The sequence below is a fragment of the Solirubrobacter pauli genome (assembly GCF_003633755.1).
GTDB lineage: Bacteria > Actinomycetota > Thermoleophilia > Solirubrobacterales > Solirubrobacteraceae > Solirubrobacter > Solirubrobacter pauli.
In genome coordinates this window covers 4,043,395-4,049,052 of record NZ_RBIL01000001.1, presented here as the reverse complement: position 1 = coordinate 4,049,052, position 5,658 = coordinate 4,043,395, and the positions used below count along the sequence as shown (strand labels likewise).

Annotated in this window: 3 protein-coding genes; 2 read left to right on the top strand and 1 reads right to left on the bottom strand. The window is 70.8% G+C overall.

Going from position 1 to position 5,658, the window contains the following annotated elements; translation table 11 throughout:
* Positions 1 to 204: 204 nt before the first annotated feature.
* Positions 205 to 4,113: a M36 family metallopeptidase gene (locus C8N24_RS18975; protein ID WP_121252535.1), complete on the bottom strand. Its 3,909-nt coding sequence runs from the start codon at positions 4,111 to 4,113 to the stop codon at positions 205 to 207.
* On the opposite strand from C8N24_RS18975, the gene C8N24_RS18970 reads away from it, so the two are divergent.
* Positions 4,112 to 4,507: an NUDIX hydrolase gene (locus C8N24_RS18970; RefSeq protein WP_121252533.1), complete on the top strand. Its 396-nt coding sequence runs from the start codon at positions 4,112 to 4,114 to the stop codon at positions 4,505 to 4,507. The two genes, C8N24_RS18975 and C8N24_RS18970, sit on opposite strands and share 2 nt — an antisense overlap.
* Positions 4,504 to 5,655, top strand: coding sequence for a cysteine desulfurase-like protein (locus tag C8N24_RS18965; RefSeq protein WP_121252531.1), 1,152 nt, complete (start codon positions 4,504 to 4,506; stop codon positions 5,653 to 5,655). Before C8N24_RS18970 ends, C8N24_RS18965 begins: the two co-directional genes overlap by 4 nt.
* Positions 5,656 to 5,658 lie beyond the last annotated feature (3 nt).

The window sequence follows — 5,658 nt, the reverse complement described above, 5'->3', positions numbered from 1 at the left end:
GCTGCCGAGCGCACAGGACGCGGCAACACGAATCCAGCGTCGCTGGCGCGAAAAGAGAATCGCCGGATCGGGCTGCTGGACAGGCAGAGCGGCGAGAGCCTACGCACAAATCGGAATGCCGATGTGCCTTTCTTCGCGTTTTGGACGCACGTCCGATGGCTCGGCTGGACCAACGGCCAGGCGCCGCTGGTCCGCGCGCTGACGTCAGGCTTTGACCCGGATTTTGAGTGATCGGGTCACCGCGGTCATGCCGGCCCCTGTGGCCTTCACGGTGATCGTCACGGTCGCTCCGACCTTCAGCCGTTTCTTGTCGAGCGTCAACGGCACGGTCGACGTCGTCGCGCGCAACGTCCTGGTCGCCTTGCCGACGACGCGCGAGCCCACCTTGGCCCCGAGCACGACCTTCGCCCCGGCGGTGCCGCGGACCTTCACGGTCACCCGGCCGGTCCGGCGCGAGACGGTCTTGACCGAGCTCGCCGAGCTGAGCGCAGTGCGCTTCGGCGTCGCCGTCGGGGTCGGGCGCGGTGTCGAAGTCGACGGCGGCGTCGGGCTGGGCGCGGGCGGCAGGCCGGGGATGACCACGGTGAAGTCGACCCGCGCGGGAGTCGGGTCCGTCCCGGTCTCGCCGACCGCCGTCACGACGACGCTGTGCCCGCCTTCGCTCAGCCCGCTCAGCGCCAGCGGGCTCGTGCACGGCGTCGCGACCGCGCCGTCGAGCGAGCAGAGGAACGTGGCTGCCTTGGTCGCCGTGAACGCCAGCTGGAAGTCACGCGCGGTGAGAATCGCGGGCGGCACCCACGTCAGCAGTGTGTCGGGCGGTGCGACGTCGACGACAACCGTGCGCGAGGCAGACGCGCGGTTGCCGGCCGCATCCGTCGCCGTCACGGTGAAGGTCCACGCCCCGTCCGCGAGCCCGCTGTACGTCCTGGGTGACTCGCACGCCACCGGCGCCCCGCCAAGCGCACACGTGACTGTCACGGCCGTCGCGTCGGTCGTCTCGAAGCCGAACGTCGCGCTGTCTCGCACCACGTCCGCACGGGAGATGGCGATCACCGGCGCGGCGGTATCGACGATGAACGCGTAGGTCGCCGGCGAGGGATCGGCCCCGACCGCGTTCTCCGCCCGCACCGCGAACGTCCGCGGGCCGTCGTCGAGCGCGCGTTCGGTGCCGGACTCGCATGGGACGTAAGCGGCGCCGTCCCAGCTGCACGCGAAACCGTTCCCGTTGCCCGAGAAGGTGAAGCGGACCGGCCGATCACGCGTGACAGCGCCCGGCGTCGTCAACAGCTGCGTGTTCGGCAGGCTCGACTGCACCGTGAACGTGCGCTTCTCCGAGGTGAGGTCGCTGTCCCCGTACGCATTGACGGCCTCGACCTCGAACGTGTGCGTCTCGCCGTCGCCGAGCGGGCGCGTGGTGTAAGGCGACGTGCACGCGCGGAACGCGTCCGCGTCGAGTCGGCACCGGAACCCGGCCCCGGCTTGATCGGAGGAGAACGTGAACGTCGGCGTCTCGTCGTCGATCGTGCCTGACGGGCCGTCCAGTGTCGTAACCGGCCGGGGCGCCAGCGGCGCCCCGTAGACGCTGAACTGCGACACGTCGAGCCAGCACCGCTCCGGGGTCGGGGCCTTCGTCGGCTCGTCGCAGAGCGACGTGGACGCCTGACTGGAGATCGGCCGCAACCGGACGTACCGCACGTTGCTGGCCGTCGCCGCGATTGGGTTGAGCTTGTTGCGATGCGTGCTGGTGAAGGTCCCGCCGGCGACCTGCGCCCACGGGCCGCTCCTGCTGGACGCGGTTTCCACGGCGTACTGCCCCAGGGCGGAGCTCGCGGAGTCGAAGCAGCCCGCCGACGGATCGATCGCGAGCCCGGTCAGGTTGATCGCCACGGGCAGCTCGACCTCGACGTCGTTCGTCCGCCAGCCCGAGACCGCTTGCCACAGCGTCGACCACGTCGTGGACCGCAGCCCGTCGAAGGCGGCGTTCGGCCCGCAGCCGGACCCTGCGTACTCGAAGCCCCTGTCGGACACCACCTTGGCGCCACCTTGACGCGCCGCCCAGTCACGGTTCACGACCGCGTCGACCACGGCACCCCCTGTCCCGACGACCACGTCGGTCTTGACCACCGGGTTGAACCCCGCCCCTCCGACCAGGACGTTCTTGTACGTGCGGGGTTCGACGTCGGCGATCACGTACCGCCCGTCGGCGTCGGTCGTGGCCGTGAGGATGTCCGCTCCGCCCACGCTCACCTTCACGCCGGGCGCGGGTGTCCCGCGGGAGTCGGTCACACGGCCGGTGATCGTGGTCCTCGGACCGGGCGCAGGCGGCAACGAGAAGTCCTCGAGCGGCGCCGTGTCGTTGCCATCGACCGTGCTCGCGTAGAACCCCATCCCGCGGGCCGCGAACACCTGCCAGATCGCCGAACGCAGCGCTTCGGTCTCCGCCGCTTGCAGGATCGCGTTGCGCATGTCCAGGAACGACGGCTCGGGTGGCGAAAGCACCAAGGCGCGCGTGATGAGTCGGCGCGCGTCGACCGCCCCGACGTTGCGCCGGAGGTCCCAGAGGGTCTGCGCCCAGATCTCACCGTCGGCGTGGACTTCGGCCGAGCCGTAGATCTTCGCGAAGTCGCCGTACGTGAACCCGCCCGCACCGACTCTCGAGCTGCCGGGGCAGACGGTCGTCGTCGTTCCCGCCGTGCCCACCGGGCAGTCGATCGCCTCGTAGCGCGTCTTGTTCGGCGTGGCGTCCATGTAGACGCCCATGTGGACCTCGCCGATCTTGGTCGGGTCGGCGGAGTCGGTCTCGATGCCCTTCTCGACCAGATAGTCCTTGGCGTAGAAGTCGCTCCACCCCTCGCCCATGGCGCCGGCCTGGTTCGTGTTCAGCGCGACGTAGCCGTCGGGATCGGTGACGAGGCGGCTCGTGAGCCCGTGCGCGTACTCGTGAAAGAGGATCGACGCGTCGTCCCCGCTGTTCACCGACCGAAACCGCGCCGACCCCTGCTGCCCCCACAGGAACATCTGCATCCGCGGCGACTCACCCTCGGGCGGTGTGTACATGTTCGCGTTGTCGTAGTCCTCGCCGTCGATGGTCTCCAGCAGCAGCTTGTCGTCGCCGGAGAACCCATCGAAACCGATCGGCGGCGTGGCCAACCACTCGCGGAAGCGGTTCGCGTGGTAGAAGGCTTGGACAGCGTTCTGCTCTCGGTTCGCGGTCTCACCCCCTGCCTCCCCGTTCCACCCGCACGGCTTCCCCGTCTCGCATCCGACGCCGACGCTGTTGAAGTCCTGGAAGCCGTACACCCCAGGCGTGACGTCTTCGCCCGCATCGGTGCGGTTGTTCGCGTTGCGGTCCGAGTACACGTGCATGTAGGAGCTCTCGAGCCGTCCGGGCAGCAACCCCCAACTCGAGGGGACCGTGAAGTCCTTCGCCGCGACGTCGAGCGACGGGTGGTTGTCCCACACCCGCAGCTCAACGTGTCGGACGAGATTCGTGCGCTTGAGCACCTTGCCGGTGTCGGCGTCCGTGATCACGTCGTAGATCGCGTCCCGCGACACCACGTCGCGGTAGCGGTACGCCAGCCGCCCGTCGTAGATCTTCAGCTCCGCGTCCGGCGCCGGCTCGGGAAGTGCGGGCGTCGTGTCCGTCGGCAGCTCCGAGGATGGCGACCCGAGCACGTTCAGCACGCGCCCGTCGTTGGCCACGCTCACACGCAGCTCGGCGTCGGCGACCTCGATCCCGTCGACCGCCTGCCGCCAGCGCACCTGGCGGATGCCCGCGAACGTCTCGACCTCCGCGTCCCCCAGCGTCTGGAGGTCGGCGGCGGTCAGGCCGAGCGCGGCGCGGTGCTCACGCACGTACCGGAGGCCGATCGCGGCGGTCGTGCCGCTCGCCGGCCGCGTCAGCGCGCCGTCCAGCCGGGCGGCGACGCGCACGGTGTCCGTGGCCGGGTCCAGGTCGACGATCTCCTGCGCGCGCGCGAAAGCGGGCAGCGCCAGCGCCACCAACAGGCCGACCGCGATGACCCAGGGCCCTCGTATGCGCCGAATGTAGAGGCCGAACCTGAGATTCCGCCCCCGACATCCGGCCAATCTTCTGCCAGGATGGCCCGCCATGCAGCCGGATGAGGCAGAGGTCAAGGCCGCGGGCGGGGTCGTCCGCCGCGAGGATGGCGCGATCGCGGTCGTCCACCGTCCCCGCTACGACGACTGGTCGCTGCCCAAGGGCAAGCTCGACCCGGGCGAGACGTGGGAGGAGTGCGCGCTGCGCGAGGTGTGGGAGGAGACCGGGCTGCGCTGCACGCTCGGCGACGAGCTCTCCCCCGTCTTCTACGACGACCGCAAGGGCCGCTCGAAGGCGGTCCGCTACTGGCTCATGGACGTCGAGAGCGGCGAGTTCGAGCCCAACGACGAGGTCGACGAGCTGCGCTGGCTGGACCCCGTCCAGGCGTCCCACGTGCTCACCTACGACCACGACATCGAGCTCGCCGAGGAGATCGCCCAGTCATGAACCGCGACCGCTTCCCCGGCCTCGCCGACGGCTGGGCGCGCCTCGACGGCGCCGCCGGCAGCCAGGTCCTCGACAGCGTGATCGAGGCCATGTCCGACTTCATGCGGTCGGGCTCGATGGCCAACCACGGCGGCGCCTTCAAGCAGGCGATCGCCACCGACGAGCTCGTCGCGAGCACCCGCGCGGCCTGCGCGACGCTGCTCGGCGGCGACCCCGAGGGCATCTTCTTCGGCCCGAGCTTCACCGCCACCACGATGCGCTTCAGCGCGACCGTCGTGCGCGACCTCGAGCCCGGCGACGAGATCGTCTGCACGCGCCTCGACCACGACTCCAACGTGCGCCCATGGGTGATCGCGGCCGAGCGCGCGGGCGTGACCGTCCGGTTCGCCGAGCCGGTCGAGGGCACGCTGGAGCTGCCGGCCAGCGCCGTCGAGGCCGTCCTCAGCGAGCGCACCAAGTGGGTCGCGGTCACCGCCGCGTCCAACGCCGTCGGCACCGTGCCGGACCTGCCCGGGATCGTCGCCGCCGCGCACGCCGTGGGCGCGAAGGTCTACATCGACGCGGTCCACGCCACGCCGCACCGCCGCTACGACCTCGCGACGCTCGGCGCGGACGTCCTCGCCTGCTCCGCGTACAAGTGGTTCGGCCCGCACGTGTCGGTGCTGTGCGCGAGTCCCGAGCTGCTCTCTGCGTACCACCCGGACAAGCTCAACCCGGCGCCCGACGAGGCCCCGGACCGCTGGGAGCTCGGCACGCTGCCGTTCGAGTCGCTCGCCGGCGTCCGCGCGGCGGCCGAGTACATGCTCGAGCTGGACTTCGACGCCGTGCGCGCGCACGAGGAGGGCCTGATGGCCCAGGCGCTCGACGGACTGCGCGCGATGGACCACGTGACGCTCTACGGCGACGCCGCGGACCGCGCCCCCACGCTGATGTTCACGGTCGCGGGCGTGCACCCCGACGCCGTGGCTAAGGCTCTAGCTGAGCGTGAGATCTCGGTGTGGAACGGCAACTACTACGCCTGGGAGCTCGAGCGCGTGCTCGGCCTCGCCCCGCACGGCGGGATCCGGGCCGGCTTCCTGCACTACAACGACGCGTCCGACACCGAGCGCCTGCTCGCCGCGGTCGCCGAGCTCGGCGACCGCGGCTGAGCG

Coding starts and splice junctions, on each gene's coding strand:
- C8N24_RS18965 (WP_121252531.1), top strand. CDS start 4,504: ATGAACCGCGACCGCTTCCCCGGCCTCGCCGACGGCTGGGCGCGCCTC.
- C8N24_RS18975 (WP_121252535.1), bottom strand. CDS start 4,113: ATGGCGGGCCATCCTGGCAGAAGATTGGCCGGATGTCGGGGGCGGAAT.
- C8N24_RS18970 (WP_121252533.1), top strand. CDS start 4,112: ATGCAGCCGGATGAGGCAGAGGTCAAGGCCGCGGGCGGGGTCGTCCGC.